This is a genomic window from Sedimentibacter sp. MB31-C6, assembly GCF_035934735.1.
Taxonomy (GTDB): Bacteria; Bacillota; Clostridia; order Tissierellales; family Sedimentibacteraceae; genus Sedimentibacter.
On the sequence record NZ_CP142396.1, the window covers coordinates 2,895,256 to 2,916,451 of the forward strand.

General features: G+C 29.9%; 17 protein-coding genes. All 17 read left to right on the forward strand.

Features of this window, described 5'->3' with window-relative positions:
- Positions 1 to 216: 216 nt before the first annotated feature.
- The 17 genes from rpoN to U8307_RS14000 all read left to right on the forward strand — a co-directional run bounded on the left by rpoN (position 217) and on the right by U8307_RS14000 (position 21,184).
- Positions 217 to 1,623 (forward strand): RNA polymerase factor sigma-54, encoded by a 1,407-nt coding sequence (gene rpoN / locus U8307_RS13920; RefSeq protein WP_326908803.1) that lies wholly within the window; start codon positions 217 to 219, stop codon positions 1,621 to 1,623.
- A gap of 263 nt (positions 1,624 to 1,886) precedes the next feature.
- Positions 1,887 to 3,551, forward strand: coding sequence for a peptide ABC transporter substrate-binding protein (locus U8307_RS13925; RefSeq protein ID WP_326908805.1), 1,665 nt, complete (start codon positions 1,887 to 1,889; stop codon positions 3,549 to 3,551).
- 137 nt (positions 3,552 to 3,688) lie between these two features.
- Entirely contained in the window at positions 3,689 to 4,753 is a 1,065-nt protein-coding gene (locus tag U8307_RS13930; RefSeq protein ID WP_326908807.1) for a Xaa-Pro peptidase family protein, read from the forward strand.
- Between the two features lie 81 nt (positions 4,754 to 4,834).
- Positions 4,835 to 5,755, forward strand: a complete 921-nt coding sequence (locus U8307_RS13935; RefSeq protein WP_326908809.1) for an ABC transporter permease — start codon at positions 4,835 to 4,837, stop codon at positions 5,753 to 5,755.
- A gap of 7 nt (positions 5,756 to 5,762) precedes the next feature.
- Positions 5,763 to 6,704 carry an ABC transporter permease gene (locus U8307_RS13940; protein WP_326908811.1) on the forward strand — a complete coding sequence of 314 codons (942 nt, stop codon included), beginning with the start codon at positions 5,763 to 5,765 and terminating at the stop codon, positions 6,702 to 6,704.
- 16 nt (positions 6,705 to 6,720) lie between these two features.
- Entirely contained in the window at positions 6,721 to 7,743 is a 1,023-nt protein-coding gene (locus U8307_RS13945; RefSeq protein ID WP_326908813.1) for an ABC transporter ATP-binding protein, read from the forward strand.
- Positions 7,744 to 8,718 carry an ABC transporter ATP-binding protein gene (locus U8307_RS13950; RefSeq protein ID WP_326908815.1) on the forward strand — a complete coding sequence of 325 codons (975 nt, stop codon included), beginning with the start codon at positions 7,744 to 7,746 and terminating at the stop codon, positions 8,716 to 8,718.
- Between the two features lie 297 nt (positions 8,719 to 9,015).
- A complete protein-coding gene (locus U8307_RS13955) occupies positions 9,016 to 10,041 on the forward strand; it encodes a sugar-binding transcriptional regulator (protein ID WP_326908817.1) in 1,026 nt (341 codons plus the stop codon).
- 75 nt (positions 10,042 to 10,116) lie between these two features.
- Complete coding sequence (gene gap, locus U8307_RS13960) at positions 10,117 to 11,124, forward strand: type I glyceraldehyde-3-phosphate dehydrogenase (protein ID WP_326908819.1); 1,008 nt, start codon at positions 10,117 to 10,119, stop codon at positions 11,122 to 11,124.
- A gap of 76 nt (positions 11,125 to 11,200) precedes the next feature.
- The gene (locus tag U8307_RS13965) at positions 11,201 to 12,409 is read left to right on the forward strand and encodes a phosphoglycerate kinase (protein ID WP_326908821.1); all 1,209 of its coding nucleotides are present in this window, start codon (positions 11,201 to 11,203) and stop codon (positions 12,407 to 12,409) included.
- Positions 12,406 to 13,164, forward strand: a complete 759-nt coding sequence (gene tpiA, locus U8307_RS13970; protein ID WP_326908823.1) for a triose-phosphate isomerase — start codon at positions 12,406 to 12,408, stop codon at positions 13,162 to 13,164. Before U8307_RS13965 ends, tpiA begins: the two co-directional genes overlap by 4 nt.
- A 27-nt stretch (positions 13,165 to 13,191) precedes the next feature.
- Positions 13,192 to 14,721: a 2,3-bisphosphoglycerate-independent phosphoglycerate mutase gene (gpmI, locus tag U8307_RS13975; RefSeq protein ID WP_326908825.1), complete on the forward strand. Its 1,530-nt coding sequence runs from the start codon at positions 13,192 to 13,194 to the stop codon at positions 14,719 to 14,721.
- A 22-nt stretch (positions 14,722 to 14,743) separates the two neighbouring features.
- Entirely contained in the window at positions 14,744 to 16,033 is a 1,290-nt protein-coding gene (eno, locus tag U8307_RS13980; RefSeq protein ID WP_326908827.1) for a phosphopyruvate hydratase, read from the forward strand.
- A 157-nt stretch (positions 16,034 to 16,190) separates the two neighbouring features.
- Positions 16,191 to 16,415 carry a preprotein translocase subunit SecG gene (secG, locus tag U8307_RS13985; protein WP_326908829.1) on the forward strand — a complete coding sequence of 75 codons (225 nt, stop codon included), beginning with the start codon at positions 16,191 to 16,193 and terminating at the stop codon, positions 16,413 to 16,415.
- Positions 16,416 to 16,545: 130 nt separating this feature from the next.
- Entirely contained in the window at positions 16,546 to 18,573 is a 2,028-nt protein-coding gene (locus tag U8307_RS13990; protein WP_326908831.1) for a sodium-translocating pyrophosphatase, read from the forward strand.
- Between the two features lie 182 nt (positions 18,574 to 18,755).
- Positions 18,756 to 19,526 (forward strand): alpha/beta fold hydrolase, encoded by a 771-nt coding sequence (locus tag U8307_RS13995; RefSeq protein WP_326908833.1) that lies wholly within the window; start codon positions 18,756 to 18,758, stop codon positions 19,524 to 19,526.
- Between the two features lie 11 nt (positions 19,527 to 19,537).
- Positions 19,538 to 21,184, forward strand: coding sequence for a UDP-N-acetylmuramoyl-tripeptide--D-alanyl-D-alanine ligase (locus tag U8307_RS14000; protein ID WP_326908835.1), 1,647 nt, complete (start codon positions 19,538 to 19,540; stop codon positions 21,182 to 21,184).
- The last annotated feature ends 12 nt before the right edge of the window (positions 21,185 to 21,196 follow it).

Consider the following 21,196-nt stretch of genomic DNA (forward strand, 5'->3'; position numbering starts at 1 on the left):
CTTTTTTTGTAGAAGAAATTTTTAATTTCTATCTGAAATGAGGGACGCATATAATTCGTCACTACGTTTATCAGAGAGTTTCATTACTTAAAGGGTTTTTGTTTACTAATTAATGCCAAAAACTTATGTTTTTTATTATAATTCTTAATAAGAATTCATTATTATGTTGAAAAATTAATATAATTTGGTATAATATATATAGCAGGGAGTGATATTATGAAAATGGGATTTGAACTGAATCTTTCACAGACTCAAAAGCTTATAATGACACCAGAATTGAGACAAGCCATTCAAATTTTACAATTTAATAATGTAGAATTGTCAGAGTTTATTAATAAACAGTTAGAAGTAAATCCGTTTCTTGAAACTGCTGATAAGAATAATGATTCTAATTCTAGTGAAGAAATTACTAATGATTTTGAAAAAAATGAAACAAAGGAAGAAATTGATTGGAAGGATGTACTTGAAAAATATGATGATATAAGTTATAAGGCATATGGCAATGTAATTGAATCAGAGTATAAACAAACCTTTGAAAGTTATACATCCAAAAAAATGACTCTGAAGGATCATTTAATGGTTCAAATAGGTGTATCTGTCAAAACTCAAAAAGAAAAAAGAATAGGAGAATTCATAATTGAGTCCCTGGATAGCAAAGGTTATCTTGGATGTTCATTACAAGATATTAGCCTATTGTTAAATGAGGATATTGTAGAGATTGAAAGAATCTTAAGATTGATACAAACCTTTGACCCAGTTGGAGTTGGAGCTAGAAGTTTAAGTGAATGTTTAAAAATACAGATGAAAGAAAAAGGAATAAAAGATAAAAATGCATATATAATTGTTGAAGATTATTTGGAAGATGTTGCAACTAACAAAATCCAAAAGATTGCCAAGGAACTTCATATTACGATTAATAGAGTGCAAAATATCTGTGACATAATAAAAATACTTGAACCTAAACCATCTAGAGGATTCATTGTAGACAGTGATAATATAAGGTATATAGTACCTGATGTTACTATTGAAAAAATAGGTGATGAATATATTATTATTGTAAACGATAATAATTTACCAATGCTAACAATAAGCAGTTATTATAAAGATATGATTAATAATTTGGATAACAAAGAAGCAAATAAGTTTTTAACAGATAAGCTTAATTCTTCTATGTGGTTAATTAAAAGCATTGAACAAAGAAAGATGACGCTTTATAAAGTTGTAGAATCCATTCTAAAATTTCAAAGAAAATTTTTTGATGAAGGAAAAACAGAGTTAAAACCTCTTGTCTTAAAAGATGTTGCTGATGAAATAGGAATACATGAATCTACAGTAAGTAGAGCTACAAACGGTAAATATGTACAAACACCTAGAGGATTATTTGAACTTAAATACTTTTTTTCTAGCAGTTTAAATGATGAATCAGGTGGTAGTGTATCCTCAACAAGTGTAAAAACTAAAATAAAGAATTTAATTGAAAAAGAAAACTCTAAAAAACCATTAAGTGATCAGAAAATATCTGATATATTAAATGAAGATGGTGTAAATATATCGAGAAGAACAGTTGCAAAATACAGAGACGAAATGAGAATACCTTCATCGTCTTTAAGAAGAAGGTATTAAAAATCATCACATTTACTTTATGTGATGATTTTTTTTACACATTATTGACGAAAAATATTACAGTTGTATATAAAATATTAGAAGGATATAAAAAATATAAAAAAAATAGAAACAAATATATAATAAAAATCATTTTAAAGTAAATAGAAATTATTGATTTATCCTATACATGCAAATAGAAAGTATTTTTTAAAATTAGGTAAATAGCATATATGGCATTAAAGTTGCATATATTTAATAAAAAAAATTATGAGGTGTATATTATGAAACTAAGGAAAACGTTATTGCTTACTATGGTTATGATTTTTTTATTGACATCATGTACAACCCCTGGTCAAAGTGACAATGTAGCACCTATTGACGAAGAAGAAGTAACAACCGATGTAAATGAGTCTGAAACAACAGAAAAGAAAATACTTAGATATTCATTGATTGCAGATGCACCAACGTTAGACCCGCAGTTAATGAATTCGATTCCAAGTTCTACAGTTGGTTTTCATATTTATGAAGGTTTAATGAGAAATCATGTTGGTGAAATACAACCTGGTATGGCTAAGGATTATGAAATTTCAGAAGATGGGAAAATATATACATTTTATTTAAGAGATGCTCAATGGAGTGATGGTGTAGAGATAAAAGCACAGGATTATGAGTATGCATTAAGAAGGCTTGTGGACCCTGAAACAGCAAGTGATTATTCGTTTTTAGTCACTTCACTAATAAAAAATGCAGGGGATATAAACGCAGGAAATATGCCTGTAGAGGAACTAGGTGTTAATGCAATTGATGAAAAGACTTTAACTATTGAACTTAATAATCCAACAGGATATTTTTTAAGTATGCTTTCAATGTCTCAATTGTGTCCTGTGAGACAGGATATTGTAGAACAATATGGTAAAGACTTTTCTGCAGATGCTGAAAAAAATGTATATAGTGGTCCATTCATTGTAAAGGATTGGAAACACGAGGATAGAATAATACTTGAAAAGAATCCGAATTATTGGAATGCTGAAGCAATTAAATTAGATGAAGTTCATATATTAACTGTTGCTGATCCAATGACAGCAGTAGCAATGTTTGAACAAGGAGAATTGGATCAAGTTAATATTCCTGCAGAAGTCTTGGCAAATTATGAAGATAAAGTAGAATACTACTTTGATGGTGCAAACGACTTCATAAAACTTAATATGGATGGAAGTAGTGAACTTAGTAATAAAGATTTAAGATTGGCTATAAATTATTCTCTTAATAGAGAAGATTACATACTTTTAACTACACAAAATATGTATCTACCAAATACTAGGTATGTTTTACCTCAAGTTAATGGAGTTAATGGAGAATATGGAGAAGAATATCCTTATGAAGCATTTCCTGTTAAAGGAGATATAGATTTAGCCAAGGAACATTTATCAAAGGCTATGATAGAACTTGGAGCAACTAATCCCTCTGATATTGAAGTTGAATTATTAACTACTGATCAGGAGCGTACAAGAATAGAAGCTGAAGTATTGCAAAACCAAATACAAACTGCTTTAGGAATTAAGGTAAATATAAGACAGGTTCCATATAAACAGAGATTACAAATGGAATCTGATCATGAATTTGAAATGGTAGTAACAGGATGGGTACCTGATTATCCTGACCCTATGTCATATTTGGAATTATGGCCTACAGATTCTCCATATAATCACGGCTCATATAGTAGTGAAATATATGATGGATATATTAAAGAAGCTTTAAGTAATACTAATCCTCAAGAAAGGATGGATGCATTATTTAATGCTGAAAAAACTTTATTAGAAGACGGAGCTATTGTACCACTTCAATTGAGAAGAAATGCTATGCTTGTTAATCCTAAGGTTAAGGGTTTTGAGACTTATTTTGTTGGTATAAACTATGACTATATTTATGCTGATATAGAAGAATAGTTTTTTAAGTACTATTTAATGTTAAAAGATGATTTCTTGAATATGGAATCATCTTTTGCGAATTTAGTATTAAAATAACAATGAACTATTTTTCATTAATAATGATTAGTTATTAATGAAATTAAGGAGATATAGACATGATAAATAATGTTCATAATTTTTTATCTAAAAGAAATATAGATGGTTTTATTATTACTAAACCACAAAACGTAAGATATATTAGTAAATATACAGGAGACGATTCTTGTTTATTAATAACTGAAAAAGATAAGTTTTTTATTACTGATCCAAGATATACTGAACAGGTGCAGCAAGAATGTCCAAGCTATAATGTTGTCAATTGGCGTAGTTATGGAAAAAACATTATTGCAGCAGTAAGGTATATAATAGAAAAGTTAAAACTTAAAAACTTTGCCTTTGAAGGAGATTCGTTAAGTTTTAATTTGTATAAAGAATTATCTGAAGGAATAAATGCAGAAGCAATTCCAATAACTGGAATAGTAGAAGAATTTAGAGCTATTAAAACGAAAGAAGAAATTTACAACTTAAGAGTTGCATGTCAAATTGCTGATCGTGCTTTTGATAAAATAATAAGGGATATACGGGTCGGTATAACAGAAAAAGAATTGGCATCTAAATTATCACATTATATGGTAATGGAAGGTGCAGATACAAAACCATATGGAAATATATTAATTTCAGGAAAGAGAACATCATTATTACATGGGATTCCGTCTAATAAAACGATAGAATATGGAGATTTTGTACTTATGGACTATGGTTGTGGTTTCAATGGATACTTATCTGATATGACGAGAACAGTTATAGTCGGAATACCAACACCAGAGCAAAAAGAAGTATACGAACTAGAAAAGAAAATGTTAGAAGATGCAACTAAAACTATGATTGCTGGGACTCCCGCTGTTGATGTTTATAATGCTTCTGTAAAAGCAATAAAAGATACAAAATACTATGAATATCATTATAATGGTATTGGTCATGGTATAGGATTATTTGTTCATGAAAAACCATTTATGGGCCCAAATTCTACTGAAGTATTAATGAGAAATAATGTAATTACAATTGAGCCTGGAATTTATATTCCAAATTGGGGTGGAGTAAGAATAGAAGACCAAATTTTAATAATGCAAGATTCTAACGAAAGTTTAACTAATTCAACAAGAGAGTTAATTATCCTTTAATACCCCCCCCTTGTTAAAACAGTTTGAAGTAATTGCTTACGTAATAACTTCAAACTGTTATTAAAAATTTGAGGTGATAAAGTGGTAAAATATATATTAAAAAGGTTAGGAATTTCACTTATAACAATATGGGTATTAGCAACAGTAGTTTTTATTTTAGTAAGATTAATGCCAGGGGATCCTTTTGTAAGTGAAAAATTAACACCTGAAATAAGAGCAAATCTTGAAAGATATTATGGCTTTGATAAGCCTTTAATTGTACAGTATTTTACTTATATGAAAAATATTGCTCAAGGTGATTTTGGACATTCTATTAAATATGTAAATCAATCTGTTAATAAAATAATTGCTGATGCATTTCCCTATTCTTTTGATTTAGGTATGAGAGCACTATCATTTTCTATAGCTTTAGGACTAGTCTTTGGAATAATTGCTGCATTAAATAGAGGAAGGACACTAGATTTTATTTGTATAATAATAGCCATTATAGGTACATCTGTTCCTGATTTTATAATTGGCGCCTTGCTGCAGTATTTTTTTGGTATAAAATGGGGATTGTTTCCAGTTGCCCAATACATGGGTATAGAGTATACAATACTACCTTCAATAGCTCTAGGATTCTATACTTTAGCTATGGTATCAAGACTTATGAGAGCTAGTATGTTAGAAGTAGTACAGCAAGATTATATTAAAACAGCTAAATCTAAAGGAATTTCTAGATTAAGAATAATCTATAAACATCAAATTAGAAATTCCATTTTACCTGTAGTTACAGTTTTAGGACCAACTGTAGCTGCCGTATTAACAGGTACATTTGTAATTGAGTCTATATTTGCAATACCTGGCATGGGTAAATATTATGTTCAAAGTGTACAAAATGCTGATTATTCACTTATATTAGGAATGACAATTTTCTATGGGATTTTTTTAGTAATAGCAAATATGATAGTAGATATTTTGTATGGATTAATAGACCCAAGAATTAGAGTATCAGGAAGGTAGGCTAAATATGGAAATTTACGATATAAATGAAAATATAGAAGAATCACAATTTAAGACTGTCGGTAAAAATATAGAGAAAATGGAAGCCATATCGAGACCTAATCTTACCTATTGGAAAGATACTTGGAGAAGAATAAAGAAAAATAAAGTTGCTTTCGCAGGTTTGATATTGATAGTACTATACATAATTTTAGCTATCTTTGGTCCGATTATCAGTAAATACGATTATACAGGTATTGATTCATCAAGAATGAATCAAACTATATCAAAAGAACATTGGTTTGGTACAGACGAACTTGGGAGAGATTTGTGGACTAGAACTTGGAGAGGTGCTAGAGTCTCATTGGCAATAGGATTTATTTCTACTATATTAAATACAGTTATAGGAGGATTGGTAGGTGGAATATCAGGTTACTATGGAGGAACATTAGATTTAGTTTTAATGAGAATAATAGATGTAATGTATGGTATTCCTTATATAATAGTTTCAATACTAGTTATGGTTGTATTAGGGCCAGGTATTACTTCACTGATTATAGCAATGGTAATAGTTGGTTGGATTGGTACGGCAAGATTTGTAAGAGGAGAAATGTTAAAGCTTAAAGAGCAGGATTTTGTTGCAGCTGCAAAGGTTCTTGGAGTGTCTAATATTTCTATTATTGTTAAACATATAATTCCAAATGTAATGGGATTAATAATTACAAATTTAACTATGGCAGTGCCAAAGGCAATATTCAATGAAGCTTTTTTAAGTTATATCGGCCTTGGTATAGCTCCTCCAGAATGTAGTTGGGGTATTTTGGCAAAATCCGGTATTAAAATGCTGAGGATTTATCCATATCAATTATTTATTCCATCATTTTTTATATCAACTACAATGCTGGCATTAAATCTTTTAGGTGATGGGATGAGAGATGCATTAGATCCTAAACTTAGAGGTACTGAATAAATAAGGAAGTGAAATTATGGATAAGATACTTGAAATTAAAGATTTGAATTTTTATTTTAATACTTATGGTGGTATAGTTAAATCAGTTAGAGGAGTAAGTCTAGATATAAATGAGGGCGAGATTATTGGTATAGTGGGAGAATCAGGTTGTGGAAAAAGTGTAACGGCTCAATGTATATTAAAACTCAATCCTGAACCACCAGGTTTTTTTAAAGAAGGCTCAATTAAATATAAAGGTAAAGAAATAATAACAATGACTGAACAAGAAATGAGAAAGATTAGAGGCGTAGAAATAGGATTTATATTTCAAGATCCAATGACGTCATTAAATCCTACAATGAAAATAGGGAAACAAATTGAAGAAATATTTGTTCAAAGAAAACTATATAACAAAAAAGAATTAAAAGAAAAAGCTTTGGAAATTTTAAAGTTAGTTGGAATATCTGATGGTGAGAGAAGATATAATCAGTATCCTCATGAACTAAGTGGAGGAATGAAACAAAGAGTAATGATTGCAATAGCTCTCATAGGAAATCCAAGTATTATTATAGCTGATGAGCCAACAACATCTTTAGATGTTACTATAGAAGCACAAATACTTGATTTGTTGAAAGATTTACAGAAAAAATTTAAAACATCAATTATATTAATAACTCATGATTTAGGTGTTATAGCAAAAATGTGCGATAGAGTTTTTGTTATGTATGGAGGGAAAATTTTAGAAAGAGGAATGGTTGATGATATATTCTATAATACAAAACATCCCTATACATCTGGTCTTTTATGTTCTATCGCAAGTTTGGATATAGAAAAAAGTGAAGAACTAGAACCTATAGAGGGAACACCTCCAGATTTGTTTTCGCCACCTTTAGGATGCCCCTTTGCGGCAAGATGTGATTATGCAATGGAAATTTGTTATAGTAAAATGCCTCTAGAATATTTGATAAAAGAAGAACATTCAACAATGTGTTGGTTGCAACATGAATACGCAAAGAATGTAATACTCCCATGTAAAAAACAATCAAGAGGGGTGAACTAAATGACAAATGAAAGAAAACCTCTAGTACAAGTAAAGAATTTATGTAAATATTTTCAAGTTAGCAAAAAAGAAACATTAATGGCAGTGGATGATGTTTCATTTAATATCTATGAAGGAGAAACTGTAGGATTAGTAGGAGAATCAGGTTGTGGGAAATCCACAACTGGTAGATGTATTGTAAAATTATATAATCCGACTAAAGGAAAAATATTATATAAAGATAATGATATATTTAATGCAACTAATAAAGAAGAAAAATTAGAGTATTGTAGAAATACACAAATGATTTTTCAAAATCCATATTCATCTTTGAATCCAAGAATGACTGTAAAAGATATTGTAGGAGAAGGCATAAGACTTCATGAAAAAATATCAGTTAAAGAATTAGATCTAAAAATAGAAGACTTATTAAAAACGGTTGGATTAAATAGAGATCATATGTCTAGATTCCCACATGAATTTTCTGGAGGACAAAGACAACGTATAGGTATTGCAAGAGCATTATCTGTAAATCCAAAATTTATAGTATGTGATGAGCCAATTTCAGCACTAGATGTATCTATACAAGCACAAGTTTTAAATATGCTAAAGAAGCTACAAAAAGAAAGAGGACTGACATTTTTATTTATAGCTCATGATTTAAGTGTTGTAAAATATATTTCAGATAAAGTAATAGTAATGTATCTTGGTATAATAGCAGAAGAGGCAGAAGCAAATGAGCTATATAAAAATCCATTACATCCATATACTAAAGCTCTATTATCTGCCATTCCTGAAGCAGATCCAAACAAGTCGAAAACTAAAGAAAGAATAAAACTTAAGGGAGAAATTCCTAGTCCAATTAATCCGAAAGAATGTTGTAGATTTGTTGAAAGATGTAATTATGCAAAACCAATTTGCTATAAAGAAATACCAAAATTGAAATCAATAGAGCAATCAAATATAAAACATAAAATTGCTTGTCATTTATATTAAATAATTAAAATAAAAGGGATAAAATCTATTCCTTTTATTTTTTGTATTTTTTTAAAAAATACTATACATTAGATAATCAGTATGTTATAATTCTGCATATCAAATAAATAACACATCCTATTTAAATAAAGTATAACACATATCCTTTCGAAGCAAATCTATATATTTATAAGATTAAATAAATCTAAAATTTCAAAAAAATAACAAAAAGGTATTGCATTAAAAATTAAATATGATAAAATAAAAACACAGGGACGCAAAACGTACAACAGGGACACTAAACGCCCGGAGGTGATTATGAAAATTAATAAAATGCTTGAAATACAAAGACGTATAGTGCCTGAAACTGTAGATGCTTTTATGACAAGATATGAGATTCTTAAAATTATAAGTATTTCATATCCTATTGGCAGAAGAGCAATATCTAAAAAAATCGGGACAACAGAAAGAACAATACGAACAGAAATTGATAAATTAAAAGAGTTAGACTTGGTACGTATTTTATCTACAGGAGTAGAATTAACTGAAGAAGGGAAAGTAACTCTTTCAGAAGTTCAAAACACCTTTTATTCTATTAAGAATTTATCCGAAATTGAATTGAAATTAAAGGAAAAATTAGGAATTAGAAGAGTTGCAGTTGTATCTGGTAATGTAGAAAAGGATAATTTTGCTTTTGACGCCCTAGGTAAAAAGGCTGCAGAAATTGTTGTTGAATATATAAAAAACGATACAGTCCTTGGAATAACCGGTGGAACTACGATGGCTTGCGTTGTAAAACAAATGAAAAAGAAAAAGGGAATAAGAAATCTTTTAGTTTTGCCAGCTAGAGGAGGCTTAAGTGAGGATTTAGAAATTCAGTCTAATACAATTGCAGCTACATTGGCAAAAAAAATTAATTCTGAATATAAATTATTACATATACCTGATAATTTGGATTTTGATGAGCTTAATGTTCTTAAAAATAATAGAATAATTAGTGATGTATTATCGGATATAAAGAAAATTAACTTATTAGTGTTTGGATTAGGAAATGCTTATGATATGGCTGTACGTCGTAAAGCAGATAAACCAGTTTTTGAAAAGATTAAAAAAGATAATTTAGTTGCAGAAGCATTTGGATATTATTTTGATTATAATGGAAAAATGAAAATGCAGACAAATTCAGTAGGTATAACACTAGAAAATTTAAAAGAAATTAGCAATGTTGTTGGAGTAGCTGCTGGCAGCTCTAAAGCAGAAGCAATTTATGCAGTTTCGAAGTTCTATAATGACTATATTCTCGTTACAGATGAAAGTGCTGCAAAAAAGATTTTAGAGTTATAGATAATTTAAAATTGGAAATTTCATTAATTTCCGAAATTATGATATAATAAAATATATAATCTATAGGAGGATAACATGATTAGAGTAGCAATTAATGGATTTGGAAGAATTGGGAGATTAGCACTTAGAAAGATGGTTCTAGATGATGACTTTGAGGTAGTAGCAATTAATACTAACTCAGATGCCAAAACACTTTCATATTTACTAAAATATGACACAGCCCATGGAAATTTTATGATTGATAAAGTTTCTCATAAGGACGACAAATTGATTGTTGATGGTAAAGAAATCATAACTTCTAGAATTAGAGAACCTGAAAATTGTAATTGGAAGGATCTTAAAATTGACTTAGTTATTGATTGTACTGGAAAATTTAACGAAAAAGATAAAGCAGAAGCTCATATAAAAGCAGGGGCAAAGAAAGTTTTACTTTCAGCACCAGGTAAAGGCGATTTAAAAACTGTAGTATTCAATGTTAATCATAATATTCTTGATGGAAATGAAACAGTTATTTCAGCAGCTTCTTGTACTACTAATTGTTTAGCTCCTTTAGCTCAAGCAATTAATAATGAATTTGGTATAGTAAAAGGATTGATGACAACTGTACATGCTTATACAAACGATCAAAATATTCATGACAATTCCCACAAAAAAGGTATTGAATCAAGAAGAGGACGTGCAGCGGCAGCTAATATAATTCCTGCATCAACAGGTGCTGCAAAATCAGTTGGAATAGTACTTCCTGAATTAAAGGGTAAATTAGATGGTATGGCTCTTAGAGTTCCTACATTAACTGGTTCTGTCGTTGATTTGGTTGTAGAGCTTAAGAAAAATGTTACTATAGAAGAAGTTAATGCAGCTATAAAAGCAGCATCTAATGAAACTTTAGGATATACTGAAGATCCTATAGTTTCAGGAGATGTAATAGGAAGTAATTTTGGTTGTGTATTCGATTCATTATCTACTAGTGTCCTTGAATCAGATGGGAAACAATTAATTAAGCTTATAGCTTGGTATGATAATGAAATGTCCTTTACATCCCAATTAATAAGAACAGCTAAATATTGGGGTTCAATGAAATAAATTAATTAATTTTGATTGATGAGCAATAGCTATGTAATCCAGCTATAGCTCATCGATTATTGAATCGGAGGGTTACATGAACAAACAAACTTTAAAAGATATTGATGTGAGAAACAAGAAGGTATTGGTTAGATGTGATTTTAATGTTCCTCTTGATAATGATGGAAATATCACTGACGATATAAGAATCGTAAGTTCTTTACCTACAATTAATTATTTATTAAAAAATGGTGCATCAGTAATTTTGATTTCTCATCTTGGTAGACCAAAAGGTGAACCTAATCCAAAATATTCTTTATTACCTGTATCAAAAAAATTATGCGAATTATTAGGTAAAAAGGTTATTTTTGAAGAAACTGATGAAGTAGTTAATGACAAGGTTAAGGAAGATGCAGATAAAATGAACCCAGGGGATGTTATGTTGCTCCAAAACACACGTTTTAGAAAAGAAGAAACAAAAAATGGGGATAAATTAGCAATGGAATTATCTTCACTTGGAGACATTTTTGTTAATGATGCCTTTGGAACTGCTCATAGAGCTCATTCTTCAAATGTTGGTGTAAGTACATATTTACCATCAGCTGTAGGGTTCTTAGTTGAAAAAGAAATTGAAATTATGGGAAATGCATTAGCAAATCCTAAAAGACCATTAACAGCTATTCTAGGAGGAGCAAAAGTATCTGATAAAATAGCAGTAATTGAAAATCTATTAAACATAGCAGATAATATTTTAATAGGCGGTGGAATGGCTTATACTTTTATTAAAGCTCAGGGCTATGAAATTGGTAAATCCATGTTGGAAAAAGATAAAGTAGATTTAGCTAAGAAATTAATCAATAAAGCAATTGAGAAAAATGTTAAACTTTATTTACCTATTGACACAGTTGTAGCAAAGGAATTTAAAAATGAGACAGAATTTTATATAGTTGAATCAGATAGTATTCCTATTGATTTTATGGGACTTGATATAGGTGAAAAAACAATAGATTTATATTGTGATGTTATACGTAATTCTAAAACTATTATTTGGAATGGACCTTTAGGGGTTTTTGAAATGGATAACTTTGCTAAAGGTACAAATTCGATAGCAAATTGTATTGCTTCAAATGAAAAAGCAATCTCGATAATAGGTGGAGGAGATAGTGCTGCAGCTGTTGAAAAAATTGGTATTGGTGATAAAATTACGCATATTTCAACAGGTGGTGGCGCTTCTCTAGAATTTTTAGAAGGACAAATATTGCCAGGAATAGATGCAGTTAGTAATAAAATAAGGAGATTAATATGAGAACACCTTTAATAGCTGGAAATTGGAAAATGAATAATAATATGACTGAAAGCATGGAATTAGTTGATAATTTGATTCAATTGACAAAAAATTTTAATAAAAATGTGGAAATTTTGATTTGCCCACCTTTTACAGCTTTATTTTCTATAAAGAATTCTATTAATGATTCAGTTATAAAATTAGGTGCACAAAATATGCATTTTGAAGAAAAGGGGGCTTATACAGGAGAAGTATCGCCTATGATGTTACATGATATTGGTGTTGAATATGTTATTATTGGGCATTCTGAGAGAAGACAATTGTTTAATGAAACTGATGATTTAATTAATAAAAAGCTTAAAGCAGCTCTTAAATATGGCATCAAGCCAATTTTATGTGTGGGAGAAACATTAGGACAAAGAGAATCGGGTATTGAAAAATCAATAATAAAAAATCAAATTACTAATGCTTTTAATGATATAAACGATAAAGATAGTGCTAAGGTTATTATTGCATATGAACCTATTTGGGCTATAGGAACAGGTAAAAATGCAACGAGTAATCAAGCTAATGAAATGGCATCTTTTATAAGAAAAACTGTTTCAGAACTTTATGGTGAGTTAGTATCCCAAAATATGATTATTCAATATGGGGGTAGTGTAAAAGTAAATAATGCAAATGAAATATTGAGTCAAAATGATATAGATGGAGCTTTGATTGGCGGTGCAAGTCTAAAAGCAGAAGATTTTTATAAAATAATTAACAGCGCACAATAATGTACGATAGGAAAGTAGGAATAATATATGGACAAAGTAACAGCATTGATTGTTCTGGATGGTTGGGGCATTGGTCCTGATTATGAAGGAAACGCAATAACAAGAGCAAAAACACCTAATTTTGATTTGTTAATTAAAAAATATCCTAATACATTACTGTCCTCAAGTGGATATGACGTAGGTCTACCTAAAGGACAAATGGGAAATTCCGAGGTAGGACATCTGAATATAGGTGCAGGAAGAATTGTATATCAAGATTTCACGCGAATAACAAAGTCAATAGAAGATGGTGAATTTAAAGATAATGAAGCTTTAAATAGCGCAATTAATTATGTTAAAGAAAATAATTCAACTCTTCATGTTATAGGTCTATTATCTGATGGTGGAGTACATAGTCATAATACACATTTGTATAGTTTAATGGAATTAGCAAAGAATAGTGGTATAGAAGAATTAGAAATACATTGTATAACAGATGGCCGAGATGTTGGTCCTACAAGTAGTCCAAATTATATAAAAGAGCTACAAAAAAAGATAAAAGAAATAGGTATAGGTCATATTGGAACAATTATGGGTAGATACTATGCTATGGATAGAAATAGACAATGGGATAGAGTTGAATTAGCTTATAATGCATTAACTAAAGGTGCCGGTGAAAAATTCGAAAATCCATTAGAAGCTATCAAAAGCTCTTTTTTAAGCAATGTTACAGATGAATTCATTAAACCATTGTTAGTAAAAAAGGAAAATGGAGACCTAGGTACAATTAAGGACAATGATGCAATAATATTCTTTAACTTTAGACCTGATAGGGCAAGACAGTTAACAAGGGCATTTGTTGATGATAGTTTTGAGCATTTTGAAAGACAAAAAATCAATATAAAATTTATATGTATGACTCAATATGATAAAACTATTAATAATGTTGAAATTGCATTTAAACCACATTTTGTTAAAAATACTTTGGGAGAATATTTAAGCAACTTAGGCCTAAAACAGCTAAGGGCAGCTGAAACTGAAAAATACGCCCATGTAACATATTTCCTTAATGGAGAAATTGAAGAACCCTTTAAAAATGAAGTAAGAGTATTGATTCCATCACCGTCTGTACCAACTTATGATTTAAAACCTGAAATGAGTGCTTTTGAATTAAAAGAATTAATTATGGATGAATTAGAAAAGGGTATTTACCAAGTAATGATTATTAATTTTGCAAATCCTGATATGGTAGGTCATACAGGGGATATTGAAGCTGCTATAAAAGCAGTAGAAACAGTGGATAAATGTCTTGGTGAAATTGTAAATTATATTATTAGAATAGACGGTGCTGCATTAATAACTGCAGATCACGGTAATTGTGAAGAAATGTTGGAGCCAACAAAACTATCAAAATTAACAGCACATTCAACTAATAAGGTACCATTTATTGTTGTTCAAAACCATAAGAAATTTAAACTTAGAGAGGGTATTTTAGCAGATATTGCACCTACTATGTTGGATATTATGGGTTTGGAAAAACCAGTTGAAATGACTGGAGAAAGTTTAATTAGTCATTAAAAATTATATAACGGAGGTAAGTATGACTATTATATCAGATGTATATGCAAGAGAAATTTTAGATTCAAGAGGTAATCCTACTGTAGAAGTAGAGGTATGGACAGAAAGCGGAGGTTATGGTAGAGCTGGTGTTCCATCAGGAGCATCTACTGGAGCTTTTGAAGCTGTAGAATTAAGAGATGGAGATAAATCAAGATATCTTGGTAAAGGAGTTTTACAGGCCGTTGATAATGTAAATAACATTATTGCTCCTGAATTAATTGGAAGAAATGCATTAGAACAAGTTAATATTGATAAAATGTTAATTAATCTTGATGGTACTTCTAATAAAGGTAAACTAGGGGCAAATGCAATTCTAGGTGTTTCTATTGCATGTGCTAAGGCAGTAGCTAATACTTTAGGGTTACCATTATATCAGTACTTAGGTGGTGTCAATGGAAAAACACTTCCTGTACCAATGATGAATATTTTAAATGGTGGGCAACATGCAGATAACAATGTTGATATTCAAGAATTTATGGTTATGCCGGTAGGGGCATGTTGCTTTAAAGAAGCTTTAAGAATGGGAACTGAAATATTTCATAGCTTAAAAAATGTATTGAAAGGTAAGGGACTAAATACTGCAGTAGGTGATGAAGGAGGATTTGCTCCAAATCTTACTTCTAACGAAGAAGCTTTATCTACTATAGTAGAAGCAATAGAAAAGGCTGGTTATGTACCAGGTAAAGATGTAATGTTAGCCCTTGATGTTGCAGCATCAGAACTATACAATTCAGAGTCTAAATTGTATAGTTTAGAAGGTGAAGGAAGACAATTTACACAATCTGAAATAGTAGATTTTTATGTAGATTTAGTTAATAAATATCCAATTATTTCTATTGAAGATGGAATGGATGAAGAAGATTGGGATGGCTGGAAAATGCTCACAGAAAAATTGGGAAATAAAGTTCAGCTAGTTGGAGATGACTTGTTTGTTACTAATACAGAAAGACTTAAAAGAGGAATTAACCTTTCGGTTGCAAATTCAATATTGATAAAATTAAATCAAATTGGAACTATAACAGAAACATTAGATGCAATAGAAATGGCTAAAAGAGCTGGTTATACTGCTGTTGTATCACATCGTTCTGGCGAGACAGATGATACTACTATTTCTGATTTAGTTTTAGCAGTAAATGCAGGACAAATTAAAACTGGAGCTCCTTCTAGAATAGATCGAGTAGCTAAATATAATCAATTAATGAGATTAGAAGATTTATTAGGTGAAGCTGCTCAATATAATGGATTAGAAGTATTTTATAACATAAAATAATTTAATAAAAGAATTTAGGTTATAATCTAAATTCTTTTATATTATTAAAATTCTTAATTTTTGAATGTTTATTGATGAAATATATTGATTTCATAAAAATTTAGTGATATAATCTAACCGTTATGCAGAGAAAATAGTAACAGGAGGTGTGTGACTAGTGGACGTATTTTTTAGAATAATATTAATCATAGCAAGCTTAGTACTTATAGCAAGTATATTACTCCAATCTGGTAAATCAGCGGGAATGGGAGAAATTGCTGGTGGAGCTGAATCTATTTGGGGAAAAAATAAAAGTAGAAGCTTTGAAGGTAAGTTAGAAAAAGCAACAACTGTTTCAGCAATTATTTTTGTAATTGCATCATTAATATTGACAGCTATTTAGTAATAATTTGTTATAAAATGGTAATGATATAATAATATATCATAATTTTTATATTCTAAAAAACCTAATGGTATTTTGGAATATATTAGTATGTAATTTTAAATTTTTTAAACGATGGAGGAATATTTAAATGGGAACACTAATAATAGCTCCTATAGTAGGAGTTTTGGCATTGCTGTATGCTTATTATAAAGCTGTAAGCATTAACAAAGTAAATGCTGGTACTAAAAGAATGGAAGAAATTTCTTCATTCATTCATGAAGGTGCAATGGCTTTTCTAACAAGAGAATATAAGTCAGTAGCAATATTTGCAATCGTATTATTTTTTATATTAGGATTTGGAATTAACTGGCAAACAGCTGTTTCCTTTGCTGTTGGAGCAATATTTTCAACATTAGCTGGATATTTTGGAATGACTGTTGCTACAAAAGCAAATGTTAGAACAGCTAATGCAGCAAGAGAATCAGGAATGAATAAAGCATTAGAAATAGCATTCTCAGGTGGTGCTGTAATGGGAATGGTAGTTGTTGGTCTTGGCTTGTTAGGAGTTGGAGCTTTATGGATTGTATTTGGTGAAGCTAGTTACTTGACAGGATTTAGTTTAGGTGCTTCTTCAATAGCATTATTTGCACGTGTTGGCGGTGGTATCTATACAAAGGCAGCTGACGTAGGAGCTGATTTAGTTGGTAAAGTAGAAGCTGGAATTCCTGAAGATGATCCAAGAAATCCTGCAGTTATAGCTGATAACGTAGGTGATAACGTAGGTGATGTAGCAGGAATGGGAGCAGATTTATTTGAATCATATGTTGGTTCAATAGTTTCTGCAATAACACTTGGATTAATAGCATTTCCAGAGGGTGGCAGAGGTGTATTGTTTGCACTTTCATTAGCAGCAGTTGGAATACTTGCTTCTATATTAGGAACACTTTTTGTTAAAGGTAAAGAAGGTGGAAATCCTCAGAAATCATTAGATGCAGGTACATATGTAAGTTCGTTAATAGTAGTAATTGCAGCGTTTTTCTTAAGTAGATCTTTATTGGGAGATATAAGACCATTTGGAGCAATTGTATTAGGTTTAGCTGTTGGTTTAATAATAGCAAAAATCACAGAATATTATACAGCTGATGAATATAAACCAGTTCAAGGAATCGCTGATCAATCTGAAACAGGAGCTGCTACAACAATTATTAGTGGTTTGTCAGTTGGTATGCAATCAACTGCTTATCCAATAGTAGTATTAGCTATTGGTATTATAGGTGCGTATTATGTAGCAGGTTATTCTGGTGGCTCAATGGACTCAGTTCAAGGGTTATATGGTATAGCACTTGCTGCTGTAGGTATGTTATCAACTGCAGGTATGACTGTAGCTGTTGATGCGTACGGTCCTATAGCTGATAATGCTGGTGGTATAGCAGAAATGTGTGAATTACCTCATGAAGTTAGAGAAATAACAGATAAACTTGACTCAGTTGGAAATACAACAGCAGCTATTGGTAAAGGATTCGCAATAGGTTCAGCAGCTTTAACAGCTCTAGCATTATTTGCATCTTATACTCAAGTTGTTGGAATAACATCAATTAGTTTAACTGAACCAACTGTTATAGCAGGATTATTTATAGGTGGTATGTTACCATTCTTATTCTCAGCAATCACTATGAGTGCAGTTGGTAAAGCAGCATTTGCAATGATTGAAGAAGTAAGAAGACAGTTCAAAGAAATGCCTGGTATAATGAAGGGAACAGAACAACCTGATTATAAAACTTGTGTTGACATAAGTACAGCTGCTGCATTAAGAGAAATGATTATTCCAGGTCTTTTAGCAGTTGTAGTTCCTTTGATTGTAGGATTTTTACTTGGAGTAGAAGCTCTTGGTGGATTATTAGCTGGGGGTTTAGTAACAGGAGTACTTATGGCTATCATGATGTCAAATGCAGGTGGAGCTTGGGATAATGCTAAAAAATTCATTGAATCAGGTAAGCATGGTGGAAAAGGTAGTGAAGCTCATAAGGCAGCAGTTGTTGGAGATACAGTCGGAGATCCATTTAAAGATACTTCAGGACCTTCAATTAATATATTGATAAAACTTATGACTATAGTAGCCCTTGTATTTGGACCTACAATAGCACAATATGGTGGAATATTACTAGATTTATTCTAAAATATTAAAAATAGAGACTTCTCATTTGAGGAGTCTTTTTTATTGCAGTGAGAATTACTAATATGGTATAATCATTTTAATGGTTTTACATATAATAGTAAAAGAACAATAAATGAACAATTTCGCTCACCTCATTTTGTAGTTAAGCAACTAATGCATAATAAGAAAGGAAATGATGATAAATGCAAATTAATATTAAAAATTTAAATATTAACTACATAGATGAAGGAATAGGTAAGCCAGTGTTATTGCTCCATGGTTGGGGTGGAAGCATACAAACTATGTTACCTATTTTTAATATTTTAAAAGATAGATGTAGAGTTATTGCATTGGATTTACCAGGGTTTGGTGAAAGTGATATACCAAAAATGCCATGGAATTCTTATGATTATGCTGATTTTATAAAAAAATTTGTTAATGAAATAAATATTAAGGGTATTATATTAATTGGACATTCACATGGTGGAAGAATTTCTATAATATTATCAAGTAAATATGATAATTTAATAAAAAAATTAGTATTGATTGATAGTGCAGGTTTAATACCTAAAAGGAATATTAAGTATCATATTAAAGTATATAGTTTTAAGATATTAAAATACGTATTTACTATATTTGTAAAAGGAAATAAAGAAGAAAGATTGGAAAAGTTCTATAAAAAATATGGCTCTGCTGATTACAGAGATTCTCAGGGAACAATGCGAAAAACTTTAGTTAAAGTTGTTAATGATAACTTAATTGAATTATTACCTATGATAAAGGTACCAACACTTTTAATATGGGGAGAGAATGATGAAGATACTCCACTATATATGGGTAAATTAATGGAGCAAAAAATTGAAGATAGCGGGTTAGTTATACTAAAAAATGCAGGTCATTATTCATATATTGATTGTTATGACCAATTTAAAGCAGTAATTAATGTCTTCCTAAAAGAAGATTTCAACATATAGGGAGTGAAGAAATGAAAATAGTAATTTTATTATTCGTCGTATTTTGGATGATTTTATGTGCATTAAAGTTGAAGTATAGTTTACATATGATTCAATTAGTTGGATATAAAAGCAACAAATATATAGAATGGATAAACAATAACAAGAATAAAATACATACTAAATATGATAAGATATATATATCGAATTTAATAATTTTTTCTGTTTTTCTATTATTTAAGTATTCTAGCGAGTATATTTTTGGTTATTCTTTGATGTATTTAATTAATATAATTATTTTATTAGTTATAAATGTTTGGTTAGAATTTTGGTCTAAATATGATGTAAAGAAGCCACTTGTATTTACAGGAAGAGCTAAACGCTTGTTTGGAATTACTTTATTATTAGTTTTGATAGACTTAATAAGTACAACAATTTTAGTTTTATTAATAACAAAAAATTTAATATTGTATTTTATACTATTTGCTGGCTTATTATCCATAATCTATTATTTTTCTTCGTATTATATAATAGCTGCAAATTATATAGCAAAACCTATAGAAAATAAGATTAATAATAAGTTTTACTCAGCTGCTTCAAGGAAAATTAGAGAAATGAAAAATATTACTTCTATCGGTATAACAGGTAGTTATGGTAAAACAAGTACTAAATTTATTACTGCAACAATACTTAATGAAAAATATAAAGTATTAAATACTCCGGAAAGTTATAATACTCCTATGGGAATTAGTAAAGTAATAAATAACGATTTAAATGGCGAGTATGATATATTCATTGCTGAATTAGGAGCTACTCAAATAGGAGATATAAAAGAAGTAGCAGAACTTTCTAATCCAACAATAGGGATAATAACTTCTATTGGGCCATGTCATTTAGAGACTTTTAAATCTATTGATAATATTATGCGAACTAAATATGAACTTATAGAAGAATTACCTGATAACGGCATTGCTATTTTTAATTATGATAATGATTATGTCAAAAAATTAGGAGACAAAACATTTAAAGAAAAAATATTATATGGTATAGACAATATTGAAGATACTGATGTATTTGCAACGGACATAAAAGTTAGCAACAAAGGTTCTACATTTACTTTATGTGTAAGTGGATTAGGCAATATAGAATGTAAAACAAAACTTCTTGGAAGACACAATATTTTAAATATACTTGCAGGAGTTGCAACAGCAAAAGTATTAGGGTTATCTTTAGAAGAAATATCAAAAGGTATATCAAAGATAAAAAATATAGAACACAGACTACAACTCATAGATCCGGGTACCGGCGTTATAGTAATCGATGACGCATTTAATTCAAATCCTGATGGAGCAAAAACTGCTTTAGAAGTAATAGATTCCTTTAACGATAAAAGAAAAATAATAGTAACACCGGGAATGGTAGAACTGGGAGAAGTAGAGGAATTAGAAAACGAAAAATTTGGAGAAAGTATTGCAAAGATTTGTGATATTGCAATATTAATTGGAGAAAGAAGAACAAAACCAATTTTCAAAGGATTACAAAAACATGATTTTAACATGAGTAATCTGTATGTTGTTAATTCATTAGATGAAGCTAGTAAGGTACTTAAATCTTTAACAAAATTCAATGACGTAGTTCTATTTGAAAATGATTTACCTGATACATATAATGAAGTATAAAAAGGTAAAAGT